The sequence below is a fragment of the Bacillus sp. FJAT-27986 genome, from assembly GCF_001685035.1.
Taxonomy (GTDB): domain Bacteria; phylum Bacillota; class Bacilli; order Bacillales; family Pradoshiaceae; genus Pradoshia.
Map to the genome: position 1 here is coordinate 80,862 of NZ_MAYV01000014.1, position 21,743 is coordinate 102,604.

The 21,743-nt window shown below is 36.5% G+C and carries 22 protein-coding genes; 7 read left to right on the forward strand and 15 right to left on the reverse strand.

All coding sequences use genetic code 11. The annotated features are described in order from the left end of the window. Nucleotides 1–18: 18 nt before the first annotated feature. On the reverse strand, nucleotides 19–2,253 hold the full coding sequence (locus tag A8L44_RS09105) for an alpha-galactosidase (RefSeq protein ID WP_066104576.1): 2,235 nt from the start codon (nucleotides 2,251–2,253) through the stop codon (nucleotides 19–21). Beyond that, entirely contained in the window at nucleotides 2,246–3,202 is a 957-nt protein-coding gene (locus A8L44_RS09110) for an acetylxylan esterase (protein ID WP_066104581.1), read from the reverse strand. Before A8L44_RS09110 ends, A8L44_RS09105 begins: the two co-directional genes overlap by 8 nt. 531 nt (nucleotides 3,203–3,733) lie before the next feature. Here A8L44_RS09110 and A8L44_RS09115 point away from each other — a divergent pair. Then, entirely contained in the window at nucleotides 3,734–4,228 is a 495-nt protein-coding gene (locus A8L44_RS09115) for a GNAT family N-acetyltransferase (RefSeq protein ID WP_077248051.1), read from the forward strand. A 216-nt stretch (nucleotides 4,229–4,444) separates the two neighbouring features. On the opposite strand, the gene A8L44_RS09120 is transcribed toward A8L44_RS09115, so the two are convergent. Continuing rightward, complete coding sequence (locus A8L44_RS09120) at nucleotides 4,445–5,524, reverse strand: hypothetical protein (RefSeq protein ID WP_066104585.1); 1,080 nt, start codon at nucleotides 5,522–5,524, stop codon at nucleotides 4,445–4,447. A 386-nt stretch (nucleotides 5,525–5,910) separates the two neighbouring features. On the opposite strand from A8L44_RS09120, the gene A8L44_RS09125 reads away from it, so the two are divergent. Continuing rightward, nucleotides 5,911–6,306: an STAS/SEC14 domain-containing protein gene (locus A8L44_RS09125; RefSeq protein WP_066104589.1), complete on the forward strand. Its 396-nt coding sequence runs from the start codon at nucleotides 5,911–5,913 to the stop codon at nucleotides 6,304–6,306. 234 nt (nucleotides 6,307–6,540) lie between these two features. Here A8L44_RS09125 and A8L44_RS18510 read toward each other — a convergent pair whose 3' ends face one another. Both A8L44_RS18510 and A8L44_RS09135 read right to left on the reverse strand, forming a co-directional pair. Continuing rightward, complete coding sequence (locus A8L44_RS18510; RefSeq protein WP_077248052.1) at nucleotides 6,541–7,026, reverse strand: CDI toxin immunity protein; 486 nt, start codon at nucleotides 7,024–7,026, stop codon at nucleotides 6,541–6,543. Between the two features lie 63 nt (nucleotides 7,027–7,089). Next, nucleotides 7,090–8,118 carry an IS1595 family transposase gene (locus A8L44_RS09135; RefSeq protein ID WP_066104594.1) on the reverse strand — a complete coding sequence of 343 codons (1,029 nt, stop codon included), beginning with the start codon at nucleotides 8,116–8,118 and terminating at the stop codon, nucleotides 7,090–7,092. 266 nt (nucleotides 8,119–8,384) lie between these two features. Between A8L44_RS09135 and A8L44_RS09140 the strand changes: the two genes are divergently transcribed. Next, entirely contained in the window at nucleotides 8,385–9,119 is a 735-nt protein-coding gene (locus A8L44_RS09140; protein WP_066104599.1) for a glucose 1-dehydrogenase, read from the forward strand. A gap of 84 nt (nucleotides 9,120–9,203) precedes the next feature. Here A8L44_RS09140 and A8L44_RS09145 read toward each other — a convergent pair whose 3' ends face one another. The 3 genes from A8L44_RS09145 to A8L44_RS09150 all read right to left on the reverse strand — a co-directional run bounded on the left by A8L44_RS09145 (nucleotide 9,204) and on the right by A8L44_RS09150 (nucleotide 12,412). Then, entirely contained in the window at nucleotides 9,204–10,463 is a 1,260-nt protein-coding gene (locus A8L44_RS09145; RefSeq protein WP_066104602.1) for a cytochrome P450 family protein, read from the reverse strand. A gap of 409 nt (nucleotides 10,464–10,872) precedes the next feature. Next, nucleotides 10,873–11,004 carry a GH32 C-terminal domain-containing protein gene (locus tag A8L44_RS19470; protein ID WP_368072432.1) on the reverse strand — a complete coding sequence of 44 codons (132 nt, stop codon included), beginning with the start codon at nucleotides 11,002–11,004 and terminating at the stop codon, nucleotides 10,873–10,875. Between the two features lie 433 nt (nucleotides 11,005–11,437). Then, nucleotides 11,438–12,412, reverse strand: coding sequence for an ADP-ribosylglycohydrolase family protein (locus tag A8L44_RS09150; RefSeq protein WP_066104605.1), 975 nt, complete (start codon nucleotides 12,410–12,412; stop codon nucleotides 11,438–11,440). Between the two features lie 185 nt (nucleotides 12,413–12,597). Here A8L44_RS09150 and A8L44_RS09155 point away from each other — a divergent pair, with 185 nt between their 5' ends. Continuing rightward, nucleotides 12,598–13,695 carry a YkvI family membrane protein gene (locus tag A8L44_RS09155; RefSeq protein WP_066104608.1) on the forward strand — a complete coding sequence of 366 codons (1,098 nt, stop codon included), beginning with the start codon at nucleotides 12,598–12,600 and terminating at the stop codon, nucleotides 13,693–13,695. Between the two features lie 71 nt (nucleotides 13,696–13,766). Here A8L44_RS09155 and A8L44_RS09160 read toward each other — a convergent pair whose 3' ends face one another. Continuing rightward, a complete protein-coding gene (locus A8L44_RS09160; protein ID WP_175354268.1) occupies nucleotides 13,767–14,120 on the reverse strand; it encodes a DUF3221 domain-containing protein in 354 nt (117 codons plus the stop codon). 109 nt (nucleotides 14,121–14,229) lie between these two features. On the opposite strand from A8L44_RS09160, the gene A8L44_RS09165 reads away from it, so the two are divergent. The 3 genes from A8L44_RS09165 to A8L44_RS09175 all read left to right on the forward strand — a co-directional run bounded on the left by A8L44_RS09165 (nucleotide 14,230) and on the right by A8L44_RS09175 (nucleotide 16,482). Continuing rightward, nucleotides 14,230–14,655 carry an HIT family protein gene (locus A8L44_RS09165; RefSeq protein ID WP_066104612.1) on the forward strand — a complete coding sequence of 142 codons (426 nt, stop codon included), beginning with the start codon at nucleotides 14,230–14,232 and terminating at the stop codon, nucleotides 14,653–14,655. A gap of 262 nt (nucleotides 14,656–14,917) precedes the next feature. Beyond that, entirely contained in the window at nucleotides 14,918–15,778 is an 861-nt protein-coding gene (locus A8L44_RS09170) for a transporter substrate-binding domain-containing protein (protein WP_066104615.1), read from the forward strand. A gap of 20 nt (nucleotides 15,779–15,798) precedes the next feature. Beyond that, nucleotides 15,799–16,482 carry an amino acid ABC transporter permease gene (locus A8L44_RS09175; RefSeq protein WP_066104616.1) on the forward strand — a complete coding sequence of 228 codons (684 nt, stop codon included), beginning with the start codon at nucleotides 15,799–15,801 and terminating at the stop codon, nucleotides 16,480–16,482. A gap of 158 nt (nucleotides 16,483–16,640) precedes the next feature. On the opposite strand, the gene A8L44_RS09180 is transcribed toward A8L44_RS09175, so the two are convergent. The 6 genes from A8L44_RS09180 to A8L44_RS09205 form a co-directional block, all read right to left on the reverse strand. Then, nucleotides 16,641–16,991, reverse strand: a complete 351-nt coding sequence (locus tag A8L44_RS09180; protein ID WP_066104619.1) for a VOC family protein — start codon at nucleotides 16,989–16,991, stop codon at nucleotides 16,641–16,643. A gap of 171 nt (nucleotides 16,992–17,162) precedes the next feature. Then, nucleotides 17,163–17,630, reverse strand: a complete 468-nt coding sequence (gene yiaA / locus A8L44_RS09185) for an inner membrane protein YiaA (protein ID WP_066104623.1) — start codon at nucleotides 17,628–17,630, stop codon at nucleotides 17,163–17,165. A 313-nt stretch (nucleotides 17,631–17,943) separates the two neighbouring features. Then, entirely contained in the window at nucleotides 17,944–18,447 is a 504-nt protein-coding gene (locus A8L44_RS09190) for a hypothetical protein (RefSeq protein WP_066104627.1), read from the reverse strand. A gap of 240 nt (nucleotides 18,448–18,687) precedes the next feature. Next, nucleotides 18,688–19,317: a YkyA family protein gene (locus tag A8L44_RS09195; RefSeq protein WP_066104630.1), complete on the reverse strand. Its 630-nt coding sequence runs from the start codon at nucleotides 19,315–19,317 to the stop codon at nucleotides 18,688–18,690. Nucleotides 19,318–19,331: 14 nt separating this feature from the next. Continuing rightward, nucleotides 19,332–20,114: a polysaccharide deacetylase family protein gene (locus A8L44_RS09200; RefSeq protein WP_066104633.1), complete on the reverse strand. Its 783-nt coding sequence runs from the start codon at nucleotides 20,112–20,114 to the stop codon at nucleotides 19,332–19,334. A gap of 142 nt (nucleotides 20,115–20,256) precedes the next feature. After that, complete coding sequence (locus A8L44_RS09205; protein WP_066104637.1) at nucleotides 20,257–21,231, reverse strand: proline dehydrogenase family protein; 975 nt, start codon at nucleotides 21,229–21,231, stop codon at nucleotides 20,257–20,259. Nucleotides 21,232–21,743: the final 512 nt, after the last annotated feature.

The following is a 21,743-nucleotide window of genomic DNA, read 5'->3' on the forward strand; positions in this document are numbered from 1 at the left end:
TGCCTCTCTCCTAAACAGTTAGTTTATTGAATTCAAATAAAATAGTTTGCTATTGTAATCCTTCGTTTTCTCTCTGGACCAAAATTCATCCGCTTTTCCGGTAAAGTTTTCTCCGAAAAGAAGACCGATTTGCATTAAATCATCGCCAAACCTTTTCCCGTCTCCATTGATTTGGTACATTTTGTCCTCTGCCAATCCTTTTAGCTTTAATCGTTCATATGGACGATTTGGCTTTGATAAAACCTCATAATAGCCAACAATCGCCTCCGTTTGATCCTTTGAAACAACCATCCATGCCGTTTCATTGTTGGTAAACGGACTTAATAACCGGAAAAATGTCCCTTGCTGGATCAAAGCGCGATGCTGCTTGAAAAAGGTAATATCCTTCTTAATCTGGTCCTTTTCCTCCTCCGATAGAAGGGTAATATCCAGCTCATATCCAAATGTACCGAAGAAGGCAACATTAGCGCGCATTTCCATGCTTGTTGTCCTTCCCACCTGATGATTCGGAACAGCAGATACATGACTGCCAATACTGGATAATGGATAAACGAATGAAGTTCCATATTGAATTTTTAACCGTTCAACTGCATCTGTATCATCACTTGCCCAGCCTTGAGGTGCATAGTAGAGCATCCCTGGATCGAAACGTCCTCCACCGCCTGCACAGGATTCGAATAATATATCAGGATACTTCGCTATCAGCCTCTCGTATAAGGAGTAAACACCTAAAATGTAACGATGCCATACCTCTCCTTGCTGATCCGCCGGCAATGCTATGGAATAGGCCTCTGATATATAGCGGTTCATATCCCATTTGATGTAGTCAATTTGACAGTCTGATAGAATCGCATCCATTTGTTCGTATACATTTTCGACTACTTCAGATCGGGAAAAGTCCAGGACAAACTGATTTCGGCCGTGAGATAGTCTCTTGCCCGGAACCTGGATTAGCCAGTCTGGATGTTCTTTAAATAGCTTAGTATCCTTGCAGACCATTTCCGGTTCAAACCATAGACCAAACTTTAATCCCAAGGCGTGTATCTTTTCTGATAACCCCTTCATTCCATTAGGCAATTTAGCACTATTAACAAACCAATCCCCTAATGAAGAGCTATCATCATTACGCTGACCAAACCAGCCGTCATCAAGGACGAACAGCTCCATTCCAAGCTCAGCACCACTACGTGCAATCTCAAGAATTTTTTCTTCATTAAAATCAAAATAGGTCGCTTCCCAGTTGTTAATAAGAATCGGACGTTCTTTATCCCTCCAAACTCCCCTCGCCAATCGAGTACGATAAAGGTCGTGCAATGCCTGACTCATTTCGTTTAAACCAGAGTCAGAATAAACCAGTACGGCTTCTGGTGTTTGGAAACTTTCACCCTGCTTCAGCTTCCATGCGAATTGGAATGGATTAATGCCCATCATCGCTCTTGTTACTTTGTATGTATCCACCTCAATCTGGGCGAGAAAATTACCGCTGTAAATTAAACTGAAGCCATATGCCTCACCGGCATGCTCCGTTGTCTCGGGTAGAACCAACGCCATAAATGGGTTATGAGCATGACTGCTTGCTCCACGTGTACTGGAAATCGATTGGACGCCTGTTATAACCGGTTTCCTTTCAAGATGATTTTCGCGGGTCCAGGCACCATTTAAGTGAATCAATTCAAAATTATCATCTGAAAAATCGATGCTTAAGCTCATCGCTGTTTCAAGCTCGTAGTCTTCAGAACCATTATTCGTAAATTTAGCACTTCTGGCAATAACCGGCCGATCTTTATAAATCGTATAGAATATATATAATGTCAGCTCAGAATACGCATCCTTCAGCAGAATTTCGAGCGTCTCTGCCTCCTCAGGAGATTCCGTATATGTAGCCGGCAGACCAGCAAGGACTGGTTTCCCTTCCATGACTCGATAATCTGCATATTCAAAACGACTGATTCTGTCACCCGCTGGATAGCGAACCTGCTGTGCTGGGTAGCGAAAATCCGAGGTACCAAAACCAGGATACTCTTGTCTGATATGTTCCAGTGATGAAGTATGATCACCCTCAAACTGATTATTCGATGGACGTACTTCTCTTTCCATTAAAAAGTCGAAGTTTTCCTGATGACGAATACTTTTCCCAAAATATAAATGCTCCAGCTGATTGATTTGGTCCATCACGCGGAATAAATAACTTACTTTACTGTTTGATAGATGAAACTCAAGCTTGTTTTTATTTACTTTAATCAATTTATTCATATAATAGGAACCCCTTTACGCGGTCACCAAGCTTCGGCAAATATTCGTGACCATATTCCGGAAAGATAATCATTTCCTTTGGCGAAGTGATTTGATTGTAGACCGCAAATTGCTGGGCTGGATAACAAACATCATCCTCAAGGGCAATCGCCCATTTTACTTCCGCCTTAATTCGCGGTGCAAAGTGTTGCAAATCTATGTATTCAAGAGTGTTGAAGAATTCATCTTCACGCTCATGCATCGGATCACGGAAACGAAACCAATAATGAAGTTCCTCATAGGCAGAAGAAGTAATATTAAATTCAAAAGCTTTACGGTAATCACTTAAAAATGGATATTGCGCAACAACCTTTTTCACTCTTGGTTCCAACGCTGCACAAATCAATGATAGAGCTCCGCCCTGTGAGGCACCCTGAATATATATTTCCTCTTCATTGACCTCATCCATCGACATCAAAATTCTGGCAGCCTGTACAGTATCAAGAAATACAGAACGGAAATACAAACTTTCCGGCCCTTCTTCGACACCGCGGATGATGAGTCCCTTCATCGTTGTTCCTTTTACTTTAGAGTTGTTCTCAGAAAGCCCGCCCTGTCCGCGGCAATCCATAGCAAGGACAGAAAAGCCTTCAGCAGCCCAGCTTACTTTATCGCCAAAATCACCACTGTCTCCATGATATCCATGGAACATAAGCATTCCGGGTATTTTTCCATTTACTTGTTTCGGACAAACATATTGGCATCTCACCCTTGCTCCTTCAACACCAATAAAATACAAATTATAAAAATCAGCGACTCGGGAAGGAATTTCAACTCTCTCTAATTCATAATCCAATGGAAGCCGTTCAAGCTCTTCCAGTTGTTTATCCCAAAATTCATCAAAATTCGCAGGTTTTATTCCACTTCCAAGATAATTCTGATATTGATGGATGACTTTTTCTGCTTTCATAAGAACACCCCTTCTTTTGGTATCGCTTTCATTATAAAGAATATACAAAATTATGTAAATGTATATATTTTATGAAAATATGTAAATCCTTTTAAATTTAATTCTACTAGTAAAATAGACTTATCATTTTACATAAAATATTCACATTTTACGGTCATATTGTATTTATAAAGCTTGTTAGTATGGCTGAACAGAGGATTAAACAGTAATGGCGGAGAATAAGTTATCTAGTAAAATGCAACAAAATAATCTAAGGATGGGAGATAAACTTGGCTTTTAATGATACTTTTAGATTTGGTTCTCATGCCATCATATTTAATTCGGAGGGTCATATCCTTCTATTAAGTTAAAGCCTAAGTCATTATATATATATTCACTACTAACAGAGCATTGTTACAAGTAGGATTAATATCCCTTTCTGTTGAACTCTTTATGTTGCTAAGATACAGTTTAGTGCAATTAGAATAGAGGTCTTAATAACCTTAAAATCAAAAAGAAAATATAAACCGTATAAATACAAGGAGATATACTTTGAGAAAAATTAGGGAAGCAACAAAAGAGGATATGATAGAAATTTATAAGATGGGCTATGATGTTTGGGGAGATAAATTACCATTTAAAGAATATATAACTATGTGTGAAAACTCTAGTAAGTATAAAAAGGGGAAATGGTACGTTCTTGAAGCAACAGGAACAAAGCAATTATTAAGCTCCCTCGTCGTATATGAACTAAATCTTTCTGGAAAACAAGTTGTAAAAGGTATTGGTTCAATTGTTACTCCTTTTTATTTAAGAAAAAACGGATATGCTACTACTTTGGTCAATAAAACAATAAATAAATTAGAACAGGATGATAACTGTAATAACTTTTTCCTTTATAGTGATATTGGGATAGACTTTTACAAAAGATTAGGTTTTGTTGTTCTACCAAATGATAGTCAAAAATATGAAGACAGCATTTGCATGTATTATTCGAAGAAAAATGTTTTCGCCACGCTATCACTTGATATTCCTGACTACTTCTAAATACCTCCTTATTATGCTAACGACTGCAGAGGCACAAGCAGACAGCGGTATGCTATCTCTCTTTTTTCATTAACAACAATGTTTACGAATAGAGCCTTCTCAAAACAAAAATACCCCAAAAGTGAACTGCCCCCCAATTGTTAGACACACGTTTAACAATTGGGGGTGCAGTTCACTCTAACTTTCGGGGTGAAACATCATTCTACTGAGCTGTTTTTATTCTTCTATCTTAATTGACCATTTTCCATCGGCTTTGACTACAATCGCAAAATCACCGTTTTCCAGTTTATTGCGGGTGGAGCCGCTATAGTTTCCGATTTCATTGACAAGTAAGCCCGTTCCATTAATACGAACGATAAAATTAGAGGATCCCTGATGTGTGGATGTGAATTTATAGTTTCCGCCGCCGGCTCTTACAAAAACAACATCATCCCCTTCTCCACTGATTTCAGTTGGAAGTTCAGCTGGGGTTGGTGGAATTTGCTGACTTATAGAGAAATTCCAGTTACCAGATGCCTTAATATCTAAATAATAGTTACCAGTCGTATTAATCATGGCAAACGTCTTTCCTTTGTAGCTGCCAATCTCGTTGACTAACAATTCTACATTATTGCCTGCTTCATCCATCAATTTCACAATGAAGTTACTACCGCCAGTGTAGTTTCCTTCAAAAACGGCAAATCCAGCTTGCAGATTAATCATATCTGTTGATTCATCACCTGAACCGCTTAGTTTTATTTTGGACTCTTCATAGATTTTTTCCTTTGCAGCCAACTCAGCTGCCTCAGCTTCTTTTACTAATCTGTCTGCATAGGATTTAGCTTCTTCGTTACTCGCAAATGATTCAACTGACAGCACTTTCGAATAGTCCGTTCCAACTACCACGTATCCATCTGTCGCTTTTAATACATGTCCTTCATTTCCATTTCCAATTGAGTAGGTCTCTCCTGTTTCCACGTTCAATTGATCTTGCTCTATTTGCTTATAATCCTGATAATCCATCCCTTTTTGAATGGCATTTTTTACATCTGCTACGGCAGAAGGAGCAATCTCTTCCTTTTGCTCTTCTTTTGCTGTTTCTTGCTTTTCATCCGTTACGGTTGCCTCTGTTTCCACTGGAGCTTCTTCCAGCTCATCTGAACTGTTCATTGCACCAACCATAAACACGACAAACATGATTGCAGCCATTTTAAGATGTTTCTTTGCCTTACCTGTTTTTCGTAAGCCGGAAATCACTGACAAAATCAAATAAACTATAAATGCTAAAAAACCAGCCATACCGATAAACATAAACACTGTACATATCTCCAATCTATGATGTTATTTATAGGTTAATCCTGCCAAGGTATATGGCAATATACCTGTCACCTCTATTGTTTTACTAACGCTTCCTTTACCACTTGGATTTTTAGAGGCCTAAATACCTTTTCGCTTCTATTCCATGCCAAGAATCCATGTTACGGTCGAGCGTTAAAACTAAAGAATAAATAAAAAAATTGTTATATCACTTTATATAGTCCAAGTTACCCGCCCTTCTAATTGATTTATCAGTATAAAATACCTAAAATTTGCTCATATGTATTATGATGGTTTTTTCAAGTATCTGTAAATAGTAAATTATTGGTTTGACATTGTTCTACAGGGGAATTGTGTAATAAAACGATGCATAAGGAGGAATAGAAATGCTAACATTTTTACCAAGTAAGGATCCTTCTACTATCGCAGTAGAAATGTACGGGAAATCGACTGAAGAAGATGCACGTAAATTAGATAACTTTGTAAAAGAAAATTTATTGGATGGTAAGGAATTTAATTTACTAGCTGTCATTGAAAACGTTGATGGAGCCAGCCTTAAAGGTCTGGCAGAAGGAATCAAATTCGATACAAAACGAATGAATCAATTTAACAAGATTGCAATTGTAGCAGATCAGAGTTGGTCCAATATGATTGCAACGCTCAGTAATTTGGTACCGGGCATTGAAGCTAAGCATTTTGACTCCGATCAGCTGGATGATGCTTGGAATTGGATACTCGGATATAGACAACTCAGTGACGATCCGACAAATGTCATTCTTTAAAATAGCCAGTAATTAACTCCCTACAGTTTTTTAGGGAGTTATTTTGGTTGTGTTATTAATCTATTAGCTAGCCATACTTCGATTCAGTTATAAATTAACGATCCTTAAAAGAGAGTAATCTTCTACTATATTACTTTCTTTTTGGCTGTGTTAAATTTCAATGTTGATATTAGGTGAGATTAAAGGGAAACCTTATCAATAAGGTTTCCCACCATCTGTTTATCACGAACGATTTTACAACCAACCCACAGATATTATGTCATCGTGGAAAAACTCAATCACATATTTTGATAAAGGGCAGTAAATCCACTGGTCTGGTCCCATACTCATAATCTCTTCAATATTGTCCAAAGCTGTCGTTAATGAAGTCTTGACCACAGGGTATTTGTATAATCCGACAATTATATAGACTGGTAACGTATTTTCCAAACTTTGTTGTGATAGGAAAAACGGTATATTTGAAATATCTTCGTTCGGGATAACTATTTTGTTACTCAACTTATCCCAATCAATTCTTCCGTACCACGCAATCGGAAAGCATTCTGTCATTTCAGTTTCAACCTTATCACTTTCTTTTTCATCTAATATTTCCACTTTATCTTTATCAGGGAATAGTTCTAACATCTCCGTAATTCGTCGTTCGGTTTCTAATTTTTCTTCATTCTTTTTTCTTTCTCTCAGTATTTCTTCCAAACGCCTTTTTCTTTCTTCTCTTTCCATAAGTTAATTCTCCCTTTCAGATAGCTGTGCTAAATAAACAGGTTTTTCAAAATAGAGAAGAAACTAAGCTCTGAATTTTGATAAACGTAAACTATCATAAGTATCAGTCATTTCAAATACAAATGATGTGAGTAAGAACTCTTTAATGTTGTGTTTTGTGCTTTCGTTACTCCTGCTATCTACAAACAAGAACCACGCAAGGTAGTTATCTAAATACTTTGTAGCCACACCTTTAAATCGGTCTATCCATTGTTTCATACGAGAATGGAGACCATTTACATTTTGAATGTGATACAAGCCCTTGATAACGTGCTTACCATCGTTTGATTTAATTCTGTAATGTTCAATTCCTTTCTCTTTAGCATAGGTTTTGTAGGCTCTCCAAGCGTCTGTAACAAGTACATTATTCGGTGTCAGTTTAGAACCTATCATATTTTCTACCTTGGTTTTAACAACACGCCCCATACAAGCTACTTTTGATACAGTTGCTTTGGTGCGGTCTCTTGCGACAAGAACACAAACTTGTTCGTGGCTTATTCCTCTATGCTTAGATTTGCCACCTCGCTTACGAGGTTTTCGTTCTGTAATGCCACGTTGACCTTTTTGAGAGTATAGGAAATAGGTCTCGTCAACTTCGACAATACCTTCGAATTGCTCAAAATCCAATTGTTTTAATGCACTTAACAATTTGTGTCTCCAATAAAAAAGTGTAACCCAAGTAACCCCTACAATTTCGGCAGATTTTCGCAGAGAATAGCCTTTAAACATACAGTCAACAAACGTAATCCATTCATCACCTTTACGAGTACGATATAGAACAGTGTTTGTTGTATCAGTAAATGTTTTACTACAACACTTGCAACGATAGCGTTGACGACCATTGTGTTTTCCAAATCGAACAATATGTTCAGATGCACAATGAGGGCATTGAAAGCCTTCTTTAAAACGAGTTTCTCGCATTTCATTGATTAGGCGAACACCGACAGAGGAAGAAGGTTCAACGTAGCGTTTTACCCATTGAAACACTCGTTCTTTTTCTGTATGTGACAAATTGCCGATATGTTTTAATAGATTACTGAACGCTTTGCTCAACCTTGTCGCCTCCCGAATGTTTGTTCTAATGGTAATTATACAAACTTTTCGGTAAGGTTTCAAATATCAACATTTACCTTTAACAGAGCCTTCTTTTTTCTAATGAAAGCAGTGCCTTCTTAACATTCGTCAAAAATGGATAAATTATGTAAATATAATGATATTTAATCCTAAATAATGGACAAACGGAACATTTATTTGGTAATTTATAAGTGTAGGATAATATGCCTAATACTAAATATTAGGCGCTGAGGGGGAATGCCATCATGGCACGTATGGAAGGTAAAGTTGCTATTATTACTGGAGCGGCTCAAGGTATGGGCGCGGCACATGCTCGTAGATTAGTAGAAGAAGGCGCTAAAGTAGTTTTAACAGACCTTAATGTAGAAAAAGGTCAAGCTACAGCTGCTGAACTTGGGGAAAACGCTTTATTTGTAAAACAAAATGTTACTAGTGCTGAAGATTGGGCAAAGGTTGTAGAAGAAGCGGAAAAAGCATTTGGAAAAGTCGATGTCTTAGTCAATAACGCTGGTATTACAATGGCAAAATCTATTTTAGACATGACTGAGGAAGATTATCGCCGTATCGTGGATATTAACCAACTTTCTGTATTCTTAGGAATGAAAGCAGTTATTCCAGCCATGCAAAAAGCTGGCGGTGGATCGATTGTTAATATCTCGTCTATGAACGGAATCGTTGCTGGTGCTATCGGTTATACAGATACTAAATTTGCAGTACGCGGTATGACAAAAGCAGCTGCAATCGAATGTGCAAATTACGGTATTCGTGTAAACTCTATTCACCCAGGTGTCATTGCTACACCAATGGTTGTACAAGAAGATACAAAAGCAGCCGTAGAAGCATTTGCTAAACACATTCCTCTTAAACGTGTGGCTCAATCTGAAGAAGTTTCTAACTTAGTGCTTTACTTGGCATCTGATGAGTCCAGCTACTCAACTGGCAGTGAATTCATCATTGATGGTGGTTTAACAGCACAATAAAACTTAAAGGCATTAATTTAATACTTATAACCAGAAAGCCAAAACCTTTTAAATCAAGGTCTTGGCTTTTTGCTATTATATATACTAAAAAGCAACAGGAAGTGAATCGATTCCTTTTGAGGAAAGGGCAAATTGCCATTGAATTTCCTCCTGAGGTACATTCAGTCTTAAGTCAGGAAAACGTTTTAATAGGGTAGTAAATGCAATATCTCCCTCTACTCTTGCAAGCGGAGCTCCTAAGCAGGTGTGGACACCATGTCCAAATGCTAGGTGATGATCTATTTTCCGCTTCACGTCTAACCCTTCTGAATCAGTAAATACTTCCTCATCTCGATTCGCGGCTTTTACCGTCACAAGAACCATATCTCCTTTTTTAATATTTTTGCCGCCTATCTCTACATCCTCTTTTGCAAAGCGTGGACCCACACTTGTAGATGGACCGTTGAAACGTAATAATTCCTCTACAGCTGATGGAACTAAACTTAGATCGCTTTTTAATGCTTCTAGTTGTTCAGGATGTTCAAACAACAACATCGATCCCGTTGCGATTAAGTTTGAGGTGGTTTCATGCCCAGCAAAAATTAATAAAGTAATCATTGAGATTAATTCTGATTCTTCAAGACGTTCTCCTTCTGCTTCAATCGCAATAAGCTGACTAATTAAATCATCAGAAGGATTGGCTCTCTTTTCTGCAACCAGGTTTTGGGTGTATTCTCCAAATTCCTGTAAATGGGCTGCTACAGTAGGGTCTTGTCTCCCCCAGCCCATCCCCTTCGCAATCGCGGAGGACCATATATTGAGTTTTTCACGATCTGCGTATGGTACCCCCAACATTTCAGAAATCACATTAATTGGTAATGGGTAAGCATAGTCTTTTACAAGATCCATTTCACCCTTAGATTGAACTTTATCAAGTAATTCATCTGCAATTTCTTGAATACGCGGTCGCAAGCCTTCCATATATCTTGGTGTAAATGCTTTTGAGACCAACATCCGTAATCTCCTATGGTCCATACCATCAACAAAAAGCATTGATTTGCCGGTAAAAAATGTGTCAGGTGCTGATGTATCTACCTCGCTATAAATTTTATCTCTAAAACCCTTTTCTCCATCAATAGAGGAAGGATCTACAGTAAATTGTTTGTGATTTTTAAGGATTTGGACTGCCTCATCCATATGTACAACCATCCAAGCTTGACGATCTGCCTCTCCCAAAGGGTTGGGAATAGAAACGATAGGCCCAAGCTCGCGCATTTTTGCAAATACAGAAAATGGATCTTCATTACTCTTTCCACTTAATACACCCAGAACCTGGTTGGAAACCATTTCTTCTGTCTTATTCATCAATCTACCTTCCTTCCATCTTTTCTTTTAGCCTTACATATTCTTAATGATTGTAAGCTCTGATACAATACTCTATTTTTAGTACTCTAATTTGTGTACTATTTCTTAGGATACTATTACCCTGCTATAGAGTAAATGCGAGTAAAGTACTTTTTTAATATAGGTAGAATGAATGTGTAGCTTCAAAGAATCCCTTTCTGTCATATGCAAATATATCCCTTTTATAATAAATACTTTTTGCTCATCTAGACACAATGTCATGGGTGAAAAAACTTTTATTTACAAAAAAAGACCTGCACAAAAGCCATAATAGGCATTTATACAAGTCATGATAAGGAAATTATTTAAGCAAGATCCCATTTCATCAAATCAAATCGTCCTTCTCTACTAAAAAGAATTTCTTTTTCTTTTAGCTTAGGGAAATAACGGGCTGTGAATGTTCTTCTCCTTCATTAATAAATATTTCTAATGAAGAGGTATCTATAAATATTTGCATCGTCTTTAGGCTATCCAGTTTACACGTTCTTGACTCTATCTTCATTGCTTTCTATAACCCACTTTCTTTTTTTCAAGCATACGTTACTAACAAGCTAATAAAAATGAGCTATAGAAGTATTTTAAGTTAAGTCTCAAGCCCTAGAAAACTCTACTGCCTATTATAGATAACCATCAAGATAGCTTCTCCCGTCTAAAAGTTTAATTTATCTGATTAGCCTGCTCTTCAGCCGAATATGTCTTTTTACAATACCATAAAAAGTAAATTATTCTTGTCATACTTTTTACGAAAGGTTGAGATTAATGGGATTTCACTACCTTTAGACATATTTATCTATATAAGAAGTACTTCTTTCTTTCTATTCAGAGTGACAATCTATGCGAAAAAAAGCCTTTTAAAAAAGACCTGTCCTAAAGTCGTTTTTGCAGACTTCCTGAGCAGGTCTATTTTAGTGATTTCATATATTTTATCTATAAAATTATTTCGCTTTCTCCACGCAATAGCCATAAAAGCGATCACAGAGGTCTATGATTTTATCTTGACTGACCAGGGCATTCACCCATTTTTCCGGAATATTTTTCATCCCGTAATACATACCAGCTATAGTTCCCGTTATAAAAGCAATCGTATCAGTATCATTGCCCAGATTGACCGCTTCAAGAACGGCATCTTCATAGGTTTGAGATTTAAAGAAACACCACAAAGCAGCTTCAAGTGAGTGAACAACATATCCATCCGAGCGAATATCATCGCGGTCTGCTTCAAGCAAGCTTAGACTAAAGATTCTTTCATATGAAGCAAATTCTTGTTGATACTCATTCTCTGATCCAAGCTGTTCCCAGCATGTATTGAGTGCAATTTCCAAGGATTCTAAAGGTGAATGTTGATCGTACATATTCAGCAAAAATTCCACATAAATAATTGTACCAAGGGTAGATCTTGGATGGCCGTGCGTGACATGCGCAATTCTCTCTATTTCCTTTTTCCTCGTCTGAAAATCTGGCTCTTTCGATAATGTAAATACAAGTGGCACTATACGCATAAGTGCGCCATTGCCATTATCATATTCCGTTTTCCCACCACACTGAACAGCCGGTACACCTTGCTTATAACGGCTAATAGCATTTGCGGTTGCAATGCCGATATCGAACATTTCACCATATGGGGTCCAGTAGCCTTTATCCTGGTAGGAAACAAAGCGGTTCATCAAATCATTTTCATCTTTTCCTGCAATTAAATTTTCAATCAGGCACATCGTTAGTGATGTATCATCAGACCATGTTCCAGGAGGCATATTATAGGTCCCATAACCGATCATATCTGTAACGCCGGCATTTCTGGCTTTAAATTCTACCGGTACACCAAGAGCATCCCCAATAATCCCGCCTATAACGGTTGAATATATCTTTTCCTTCATTGTATCTGCTGGAACTCCATCTACTTTTCTTGTCATATGGAATCCTCCCTTATACTGTCTTTTATCTCATTTTACCAAACTAACCTTTCTTCTATAACGGGATTTCCCAAAAACTTAATTCCATTTCCTTCAATTTGTTAAAATAGAATGAATATGTTAATATATCAGAATACTTAATTTTTGGATATCCCTCCAAACTACCATAAAGGAGGACTGATAAAATGAAACAAAGTTTATACCTAGCAGGTGCATTTGTAGGAGTCATTGTTGGAGCGGGATTTGGCTCTGGCCAAGAAATCATGCAGTTTTTTACGAATTTTGGCTTTTACAGTATACCTGCTATTTTGCTGGCAACTGTCTTATTTTCCTTTATTGCCATGCAGCTCTCTCAACTGAGCAGCCATATGCAAGCCACCTCACATAAAGAAATCATCGAGGTTCTTTGCGGACGTTTTCTTGGTCAAGCACTGGATATAATTTTATCGTTCTTTTTATTTGGCGTTGGTGTAATTATGATAGCAGGCGCAGGATCAATTGTTGAGGAACAGTTTGGGATTTCTGCCATCTGGGGTTCACTATTTATGACAGTTATCACCATCCTGACCATGCTATTGAAGGTAGAGAAAATCATCTCTATCATTAGCTCAATCACACCATTTTTATTAGTTATTATGATTTTTATATCAGGATACGCGCTAATTAAAAATGGAATCACTCCTATAGACATAGAGCGTAATGTTGATTTAGACAAAGCAGCGGCTTCAAATTGGTTCATGTCCGCATTACTTTATGTATCCTTTAATGTTGCTGTCGGTTTCTCTATGCTATCTGTTATTAGCGGAACGTTTAAAAATAAAAAACAAGCAGCTATTGGCGGAATTATGGGCGGTATCCTGCTCGGTGTACTCATGCTGCTGATTAATATAGGTATGATGACTGATATGGCTAATATGCAAATTGTAGAAATGCCTACTTTATTTTTAGCTAATAGTATCTCACCTTTAATCGGGAACCTGCTATCTATTATTCTATTGGCTATGATTTACAATACATGCGTGGGAATGTTTTATGCATTCACAGTGCGAATCATTCCTCAAGGACGCTTCTTTCATCCTTCAGTTGTGATATTCGGAGCAATTGGTTTTGGTCTTAGCTTTGCTGGTTTTACTACATTGGTAAACACCGTGTATCCAATCATGGGCTATGTGGGATTTATTTTACTGGCAGCAATTGGCTGGTCCTGGATTAAATCTAAGCACCATGCTCCTGAAATCAATCGCATAAACCCCGTAGCTGAAAAAGAAAAGAAAATAGTCTAGAACTTCAAAGGATTCTATCCCCGTACTATTTATGGCACGGGGCTTTTTTAATGTAATAAATGAAAATACTGCTACAATCTTTCCAGTTTTATCGCTTTAAAGATAGGGGGAGAGGATTCCATTGTTTGGCTCATCCATACTTTCACCCTTTGTCCGGTTTTTAGTTCACCTCTATAATCACTTTGATGGATGGATAGACGCCCGACATTTTTATATTTGGCTTGCAGCTCCTCAATCGGCAAATCCACGTCCTCATTCTCAAAATTTGAATCGAGCACAATGAATACAGCATCGGCTTCGCTAATGATAATTGTTCCTTCGATTCCAGGTGAGTCGATTTGTCGTTCAAGTTCATACAGATAAAGAACGATGAGAAGCAATAAGGATAACCCGATATATAGGGAAACTTTCGTCGTAATCTTCAAGATTCCACCTCCCTTACCCACCTTTATCAATACCTTCATTCTGTTATTCCTAAAATTCCCCTCTGCACTTTTTTAATTACGTATATAATTTAATAAAGGGGGAGCTGTAATGAATTGTTTAGGCTGTAATTTAGCACATAAAAAAGAAAATGTTTATGTAGTTTTTGAAGATGATTATGTTTGTTGTATTTTAGATATTGATCCTTATAACGAAGGACACGTTTTGATTTTACCTAAAAAACATGTTCGATACTTTAATGAATTTGACGATAATACGGCAAGCTCCGTAATGATGGCAGCAAAGAGGCTATCAAAAGTGATAAAAATTTTGTTTAATCCGGATGGCATTACAGTCTGTCAGAACGGTGGAGCATTTGATGAATTAACACATTTTCATATGCATGTAGTTCCGCGGTATGAAGGACAAAATTTTGCAGATTTCTATTCTGAAGATGGAGAAACACTTGGAGAAAAGGAATACGACTTGGAAGAGACGAAAAGAAAGATCACCGAAATGCTAAAGGTTTTGGATTAATTTCCACTACCTTTTTTTATTCATTCCATTATACTACACCCGTTTATTTCTTTTTTATTGCTTTGTATACCAGACTAAACTTATTAAATTTAGTAAACTAGCATCACTCCTGCTATCCCCTTCATCTGTGCCCTCCCATTCATTAGTAATTTTGTTCCCTTTTGCATTTCTTCTACGCTCTATTTCGCGCGATACCCTTTCAAGTTTATTCCCAAATGACATATACATTTTTTTCAAATATAATGGTAGGCGAGGTGAAAATATGATAACCACAAATAGCTTTAAAAGACTTGTATCAATTCTAGCAATTGCAATGCTAGCTTTGGTTACTGCTGCATGCAGTAATAACAAAGGGGAAGAAAGCAAAAAAGAGGAAAAAACCGGCTGGGAAGCCATTAAAGAATCCGGCAAATTAAAAGTTGCAACTTCCGGAACCTTATATCCCGCTTCCTATCATGATTCTGAAACAAATGAATTAACCGGATACGATGTGGAAGTAACACGTGAAGTAGCTAAACGATTAAACCTAGAAGCTGAATTTACTGAAATGGCCTTTGATGGAATGCTAGCCTCCATCAACAATGGACAAACTGACATCGCTGTCAATGATATTACAGCTACTGAGGAAAGAAGAGAAAAATTTTCTTTTTCTGAACCCTATAAATATTCCTTCGGCGCTGCCATCGTTAGAAAATCAGATTTATCCGGCATTAAAGATCTTGATAGTTTAAAAGGGAAAAAAGCAGCTGGAGAAGCAACAACTACATATATGGAAGTGGCACGTGAACATGGAGCTGAAGAAGTCATCTATGACAATGCAACAAATGATCAATATTTGCGAGATGTTTCTACTGGCAGAACTGACATTATTCTAAATGATTATTATACTCAGCGTTTAGCTGTAGCTGCATTTCCAGAATTCGATATTACCGTACATCCTAATATAAAATACAACCCAAGCAATCAAGCCATATTGATGAAAAAGGATAACAGTGACTTGTTGAACGAAATAAACAAGGTATTGGAAGAAATGAAAACGGATGGAACAATGGCGGAGCTCTCTAAAAAATTCTATGACAGCGCAGACGTTACAAAAGAAGTTCAGTTGGACTCAGTTAAATAAGTGATTGAAAGGGAATTTATATGGCAGATATCCAATGGCAATATATATTTAACCCAGAATTAGCAATCGATTCATTGCCATATGTTCTTGAAGGCTTATCGAATACCCTCTTGATTTCATTTATCAGTATGGCTTTGGGATTGATCATTGGTTTCTTTTTGGCTCTTGGACGGAGTTCAAAAAGTAAATGGCTGCGCTGGCCAGCCAGCATGTACATCTCTTTTATGCGCGGTGTACCCATTCTTGTGATTATTTTTATTCTTTATTTTGGCTTTCCGATTATCGGAATTGAATTTACTGCCATGCAAGCGGCTATTATTGGATTCAGTTTTAACAGTGCAGCTTATATTGCTGAAATCAACCGTTCTGCTCTTGGTTCTGTCGATAAAGGACAATGGGAATCCTCACAATCATTGGGTTTATCCTATTGGCAAACCATGGGAGGGATTATCCTTCCGCAGGCTGTCCGAATTGCGCTACCACCTCTCTCTAATGTGTTGCTGGATTTAATCAAAGCTTCTTCATTGGCAGCGATGATAACGGTCCCTGAAATATTTCAGCATGCCAAAATCGTCGGAGGACGGGAATTTGATTATATGACGATGTACATACTTGTAGCGATGATCTATTGGTGCATATGTGCGGCTGTTTCTCTTCTGCAGCGCTATTTAGAAAAAAGAGCTGAGGTGTATTTGCAGAAATAGAATGGCTGCTAAAGCCACTCCTCACTCAATTTCTATTGTTCGGAGACATTTATATGAAATTCCGTAGGGCACAGTTTATTGGATAAAAAGGATAGAGAATCTATCCTTTTTTCATATTGATAGAAAATAAGCAGGGAACAAACCCTGCTATCAAGTCGTTATTCGTTAAATTGACAGAAGTTAAGAATATGACCATCCGGATCTTTAAAATCGAAGGTTCGTATATCCGGGTAATCAGCTATTTCGTCGGCATCTACTTCATTTTCTATAAAGAACTTATGTACTTCATCTATGTTAGTTGTAAAGAAATTAAATGGGTAGTGTTTTGCAGGTTTTGCGTCTGTTGATTGAACAAGGGTTAACGAGGTTTCTCCTATTGTGAAGGCAGCATACCCATTTCGATTCCATCTCATATTTAATCTTAATTTTTCTGAATACCATTTAATCGAGTAGTCTAAATCGCTTACCTCTAAAAATACGGTATCAATTCTCTTTACCAGTCCTTCCATTCTTCTACTCCTTCTAATTATTTTCCATAATTAAATTCCATCAAAGAAAGTGTATTTCCTATAGAAATTGAAATAACCCCCGAAAGTTAGAATTGATATCCGACTTTTGGGGGCCACTTCTGATAGCCCTTGAAACAAAAAGGAGTATCTGCTTTTGATTTCATAAATGACTCAATCTTTTTCTTTAGCCTTCTGTGTATCCCTAATATTTTTTTGAACAGTTATGGCAGCGAATACACTTAATACAAAGGACATACCATAAAATCCTTTCTCACTTAAATCAATACTTCCCGCATTATAAAGACCGATGCCCATCAAGGCGATTGCAACAATAAGAGCAAACCAGCTAATTCCATAATAGATGGCTGTCACAGGTATATCCTCATCTCGATCTCTAACCGCCTTTTGTAATGATACTGCTGAATAAAGTCCAAATACTAATACTGCGAAATAATACCCTTTTTCGTTTAATTCCATTGAAGCATTAAATAATCCTATTAGATAAGCAGCAACCCCTACCAATAAAGCCGCCCAGGTAGCACCTTTAAAAGCAGTCGTTGGTTCCCCAGGATGTCTTTCGACCTTCTTTTTTGGAACACTTTGTTCGTTATCTAATAAATATTCATTCTCATTCGACACTGAGTCTTTTCACCTCTCCTCTATATAAATAGTAATTATGTAAAGCGGAATTCCGCCTCTATATCTATTGTATAGAATATTCTTACAAATTAGTGCATATTATCCTTTTTTCGTTATTCAATTGTCTTCACAAGGGCCTATTATAGCATGCGACTAATCAAGATTGTGGTGAATATCCAAGCCTTTTAACACCCAACATAAGTACCGACACAAAAAATATAATGAGCAAAATAAAAAGTTCAACCAGTCTTGTTCTGGTTGAACTTTATTATTTTGCAGATTGATCTCACAATCTCTGAGAATCTCACAGATCTTATACGTTAACTGTCTCTGCTCTATTCGCTTTTCTCTTATGGATTTTCTTCATTACAAATCTGGCAATTGGCTGTGCTACTATTAATTCAATCCAAAATGCCACACCGAAATTCCTAAACCAGCTCAAAAAGAAATTTTGAAAAGGTTCTAAGCTGATTTGTTTTGAGCCAACCCAGGTACCGATAATGGTTAAAAGGACGGATAGAACGGTTACATTGAAAAATGTATTCATTAAAACTCTTGCATTGAATCCATCTGTTTTACCTATGAATTTAGGCATTATTTTACCAACCACAGGTCCAGCAACAAATCTCACCAATAAAACAACAATGATCCACATAATTGGAATAATCTTTAAGGTTTCGATATAATTTTCTTTACTGAAACCACGTTCCAATCCCATAATAATTGGTGCAATCGTATTTACTGAGATGATTGAAATGATGAGCATAAATAATATGCCTTCTCTTGCGTTTTGTGGCAACCTATCTTCTCTATGCATATATACCCTCCGAAAAATGAAAAATTCAGATGGCAGACGTATCATCAAGACATATATTTTTGGCATATCAACTATACCAATATCTCTACACACTGATTTAAACATATTACCATGTTAGGAGAAAAATTTTCAATCACCAATTTTCTACTTATTAAAAGACTATTTGCTCTTTAATAGATTCCAATTTTACAAGTGAACCATTTCAAGAGTTTAACTGCAAATCAATGGAAGATGTCTGAATTAGATTTGTAGCTTATTGTAGGATACTATATAGCCGTTTAAATCCTTGATTGTACCAGATAATTCACCGGATGATTGATTTGCTTCATCTATAATAGCGGTTATTTCTTTTAAATCCTTTTCCGCTTTTAACGCTGAGTATATCTTTTGCTCCAAGTTAAGTACTTCTTCATATTGATCAAGGGCTTGATTATATGTTTGTAACAGGTTAATCAGTGAGTCATGGAGGCTCAACAATGTTTCCTTATGTACTTTTTTCTGATCTATTTTACTCAGTAATTCTTCTGATTCTTTCATTTGTATTAATTGGTTTTCTACCAATGATTTGTCCTCGTCAACCATTAGTTTACACTGATTGATTGTCTCTTCAGCCTTACTTATTTGGTTTTCAGCCTTTTTTAGGTTATCTGCTCCATCTTTTACTGTCATTTCGTATAGGGATTGCAGCTTATTATTTTCGGTATTAAAAAGCTCCCCATAATTCATATTAGACTTAAAATCCCATGCCACTTGATTATGAACCTTCAAATATTTTTCATCATACTTTTGTATAACTGGTAGAATTAAAACAGCCATTAACATACTGGTTACAATTAAAGCTAGATATATACCTATTTTCTTTCTAATCATACGATTCCTCGTCCTTATAATCTCTTATCTTTATGGAAGTTTGCCGGAAAATGTTTTGATTCTTCGTATCTTTCAAATTCATAGCCCGCTTCCTTTATACTTTTAATTATTCCTGGCAATGCCTCAATGGTACCTTTCTTTTCATGAATTAAGATAATTTCCTCAGATCCATTTAATTGCTTCAGAATTTCTCCTTCAATTTTTGAAGGATTCTCTTGCAGCTTCCAATCTTTTGAATCGATTGTCCAATCCCACATTTTCAATCCTGCGTGTGCAGCTTGATCTCGCAATTTCGTATTTAACCCTGGAGATGATCCATATGGACATCTGAATAAAATCGGCAAAATATTTACCTGTTCTTTGATTAATTGCTGTGTTTCCATCACTTCTTCTACAATTTTTCCCTTTTTGTACAATCTATTATAATCATGGCTCATTGAGTGCATTCCGATATAATCTCCACGGTTGACATATTCCTTGGCCATATCCGGGTATTTCTTCATATTATTTCCGATCAGAAAATGAGTAGCCGGTATTTCAAATTGATCGAGTATAGCAATTAACTCCTTTGTATAAAGACTTGGACCATCATCAATTGTTAAATAAACTACTTTTCTTTCTTTACCATTTAATTTTTCAGGCACTTTTTTTACGGTCCTTTCATATGTAACCATGTTCAGTTCTGGATGCCCTGATTGATCATTGGTTTTGTCAGCCAAACTGGAAGTCGGCTTGATCCAGCTCATTACTGTTATGGATACTATAATAGTAACCAAGATAATTGCAAAATTACGCATTCTTTAATCTTCCTTTATAAATCTCTATTTAACTCCTATTATATTACAATTCTTTTTCTATTGTAATATTTTAGTAATATTTCAGAAAAATAGATTAACTAAAAAGCCACTATCCTCTTGTAGGGTAGTGGCTCTTGCATATCTATTTTTTTCTCTTAGATAATCTGCCAAGTAAAAAGGCACCGGCTGCTATCGCAAGAGCCGTGTTTGTTTTTTTGGTGAATACTTGTTTCGTTACAAGGCTTATGTTTTGAGGTCTTTCAGCCAAACGTCTCATAAAGTATCCATACCAATCCGTCCCAAAAGGAACATACGTACAAAACTGGTAGCCCTCTTTAGCCAATTCCATTTGCATATCGAAGCGGAAACCATAGAGCATTTGGAATTCAAATTTTTCATTAGGAATTTGATGATCTTTTACAAATTGCTTCACATGGTTTATGACTTTATGATCGTGTGTTGCAATGGAGGTGAACTTACCATTTAACAGATGATATTCTATCAAATTGATATAATTTTTATCAATTTCTGCTTTTGTTTGATAGGCTAATTCAGCAGGTTCCTTATAGGCACCTTTTACAATACGAAGGCGGTAATTTTTATATTTTTGTATATCATTTTCGGCTCGATGAAAATATGCTTGTATAACTGTACCAATATTATCGTATTTTTCCGATATCTGATCTACTAAATCAAAAGAAGGCTGTAATCTGGAATGGTTCTCCATATCAATATTTATAAAAATATCATACTTTGCAGCTGCTTCAAAAATTTCCAACAGATTGTCTCTGCAGAAATCCAAATCTATATCCAACCCTAATTGAGAGGGTTTTAATGATATATGAGCATCGACTTTATTTTCATAAATGGCCTCAATAACCTGAAGGATTTGATTCTTCGCCTTTACAGCTTCATCTTTATCACTCACAAATTCTCCAAGATTATCCACGGTACAAGAAATTCCATACTTATTTAACTCTTTTATACTCTCAATTGTTTCGTCTATATTTGTACCGGCAACTACAGTTTGGGCACCCATTTTTAACCCATATTTTTGAGCTGTGCGGTTTAAAAGCTGATTTTCTGAAAGAGCAATGAAGAAATCTTTAACAATCATTAAGAACACCCCTTATGTTAGTTAAATAACATGAAATCAATAAATACAGAATAAATACTTGTAATCTTACACTATGGGTAGGCTAAAACTTATATGTTCATATAACCTCATTTGAAGCGCTTACTTATTTCAATATATTCATAATATAGTAAATTCCGAAAGATTTCTATAAGGAATATCTTTTTTTACTTCCGTAATAATATGCCGGCTCCCCAATAGAGCAACAGCCTTATATAATAGGCAATTAATCGATTTAATGACCTTTCCTATATTTTTGATTGAGACATATGCAACTATAGTGATTGTTCTTTTAACAAGTACAGGTATTGGCTTCAATCTATATACCGCACTCCATTTCTTTTATGTACTTAGCCCTATATTAACTTGTCAGCTAGTTTTCTCTCCGTGATTTATGGCCTATTTTTCTCGTAACTTAGTTTGTTTCCTAGACTTACTAAGTAGATACCTTCTATAATAATGTTCAAATACCTATGTAAACGCTTTCTATTTTA

What these genes read in the sequence shown, in the direction of transcription:
- A8L44_RS09105 (WP_066104576.1), bottom strand. Translation starts at nt 2,253, where the DNA reads ATGAATAAATTGATTAAAGTAAATAAAAACAAGCTTGAGTTTCATCTA.
- A8L44_RS09110 (WP_066104581.1), bottom strand. Translation starts at nt 3,202, where the DNA reads ATGAAAGCAGAAAAAGTCATCCATCAATATCAGAATTATCTTGGAAGT.
- A8L44_RS09125 (WP_066104589.1), top strand. Translation starts at nt 5,911, where the DNA reads ATGCTAACATTTTTACCAAGTAAGGATCCTTCTACTATCGCAGTAGAA.
- A8L44_RS18510 (WP_077248052.1), bottom strand. Translation starts at nt 7,026, where the DNA reads ATGGAAAGAGAAGAAAGAAAAAGGCGTTTGGAAGAAATACTGAGAGAA.
- A8L44_RS09140 (WP_066104599.1), top strand. Translation starts at nt 8,385, where the DNA reads ATGGCACGTATGGAAGGTAAAGTTGCTATTATTACTGGAGCGGCTCAA.
- A8L44_RS09145 (WP_066104602.1), bottom strand. Translation starts at nt 10,463, where the DNA reads ATGAATAAGACAGAAGAAATGGTTTCCAACCAGGTTCTGGGTGTATTA.
- A8L44_RS19470 (WP_368072432.1), bottom strand. Translation starts at nt 11,004, where the DNA reads ATGAAGATAGAGTCAAGAACGTGTAAACTGGATAGCCTAAAGACGATG.
- A8L44_RS09150 (WP_066104605.1), bottom strand. Translation starts at nt 12,412, where the DNA reads ATGACAAGAAAAGTAGATGGAGTTCCAGCAGATACAATGAAGGAAAAG.
- A8L44_RS09155 (WP_066104608.1), top strand. Translation starts at nt 12,598, where the DNA reads ATGAAACAAAGTTTATACCTAGCAGGTGCATTTGTAGGAGTCATTGTT.
- A8L44_RS09165 (WP_066104612.1), top strand. Translation starts at nt 14,230, where the DNA reads ATGAATTGTTTAGGCTGTAATTTAGCACATAAAAAAGAAAATGTTTAT.
- A8L44_RS09170 (WP_066104615.1), top strand. Translation starts at nt 14,918, where the DNA reads ATGATAACCACAAATAGCTTTAAAAGACTTGTATCAATTCTAGCAATT.
- A8L44_RS09175 (WP_066104616.1), top strand. Translation starts at nt 15,799, where the DNA reads ATGGCAGATATCCAATGGCAATATATATTTAACCCAGAATTAGCAATC.
- A8L44_RS09180 (WP_066104619.1), bottom strand. Translation starts at nt 16,991, where the DNA reads ATGGAAGGACTGGTAAAGAGAATTGATACCGTATTTTTAGAGGTAAGC.
- A8L44_RS09190 (WP_066104627.1), bottom strand. Translation starts at nt 18,447, where the DNA reads ATGCATAGAGAAGATAGGTTGCCACAAAACGCAAGAGAAGGCATATTA.
- A8L44_RS09195 (WP_066104630.1), bottom strand. Translation starts at nt 19,317, where the DNA reads ATGATTAGAAAGAAAATAGGTATATATCTAGCTTTAATTGTAACCAGT.
- A8L44_RS09200 (WP_066104633.1), bottom strand. Translation starts at nt 20,114, where the DNA reads ATGCGTAATTTTGCAATTATCTTGGTTACTATTATAGTATCCATAACA.
- A8L44_RS09205 (WP_066104637.1), bottom strand. Translation starts at nt 21,231, where the DNA reads ATGATTGTTAAAGATTTCTTCATTGCTCTTTCAGAAAATCAGCTTTTA.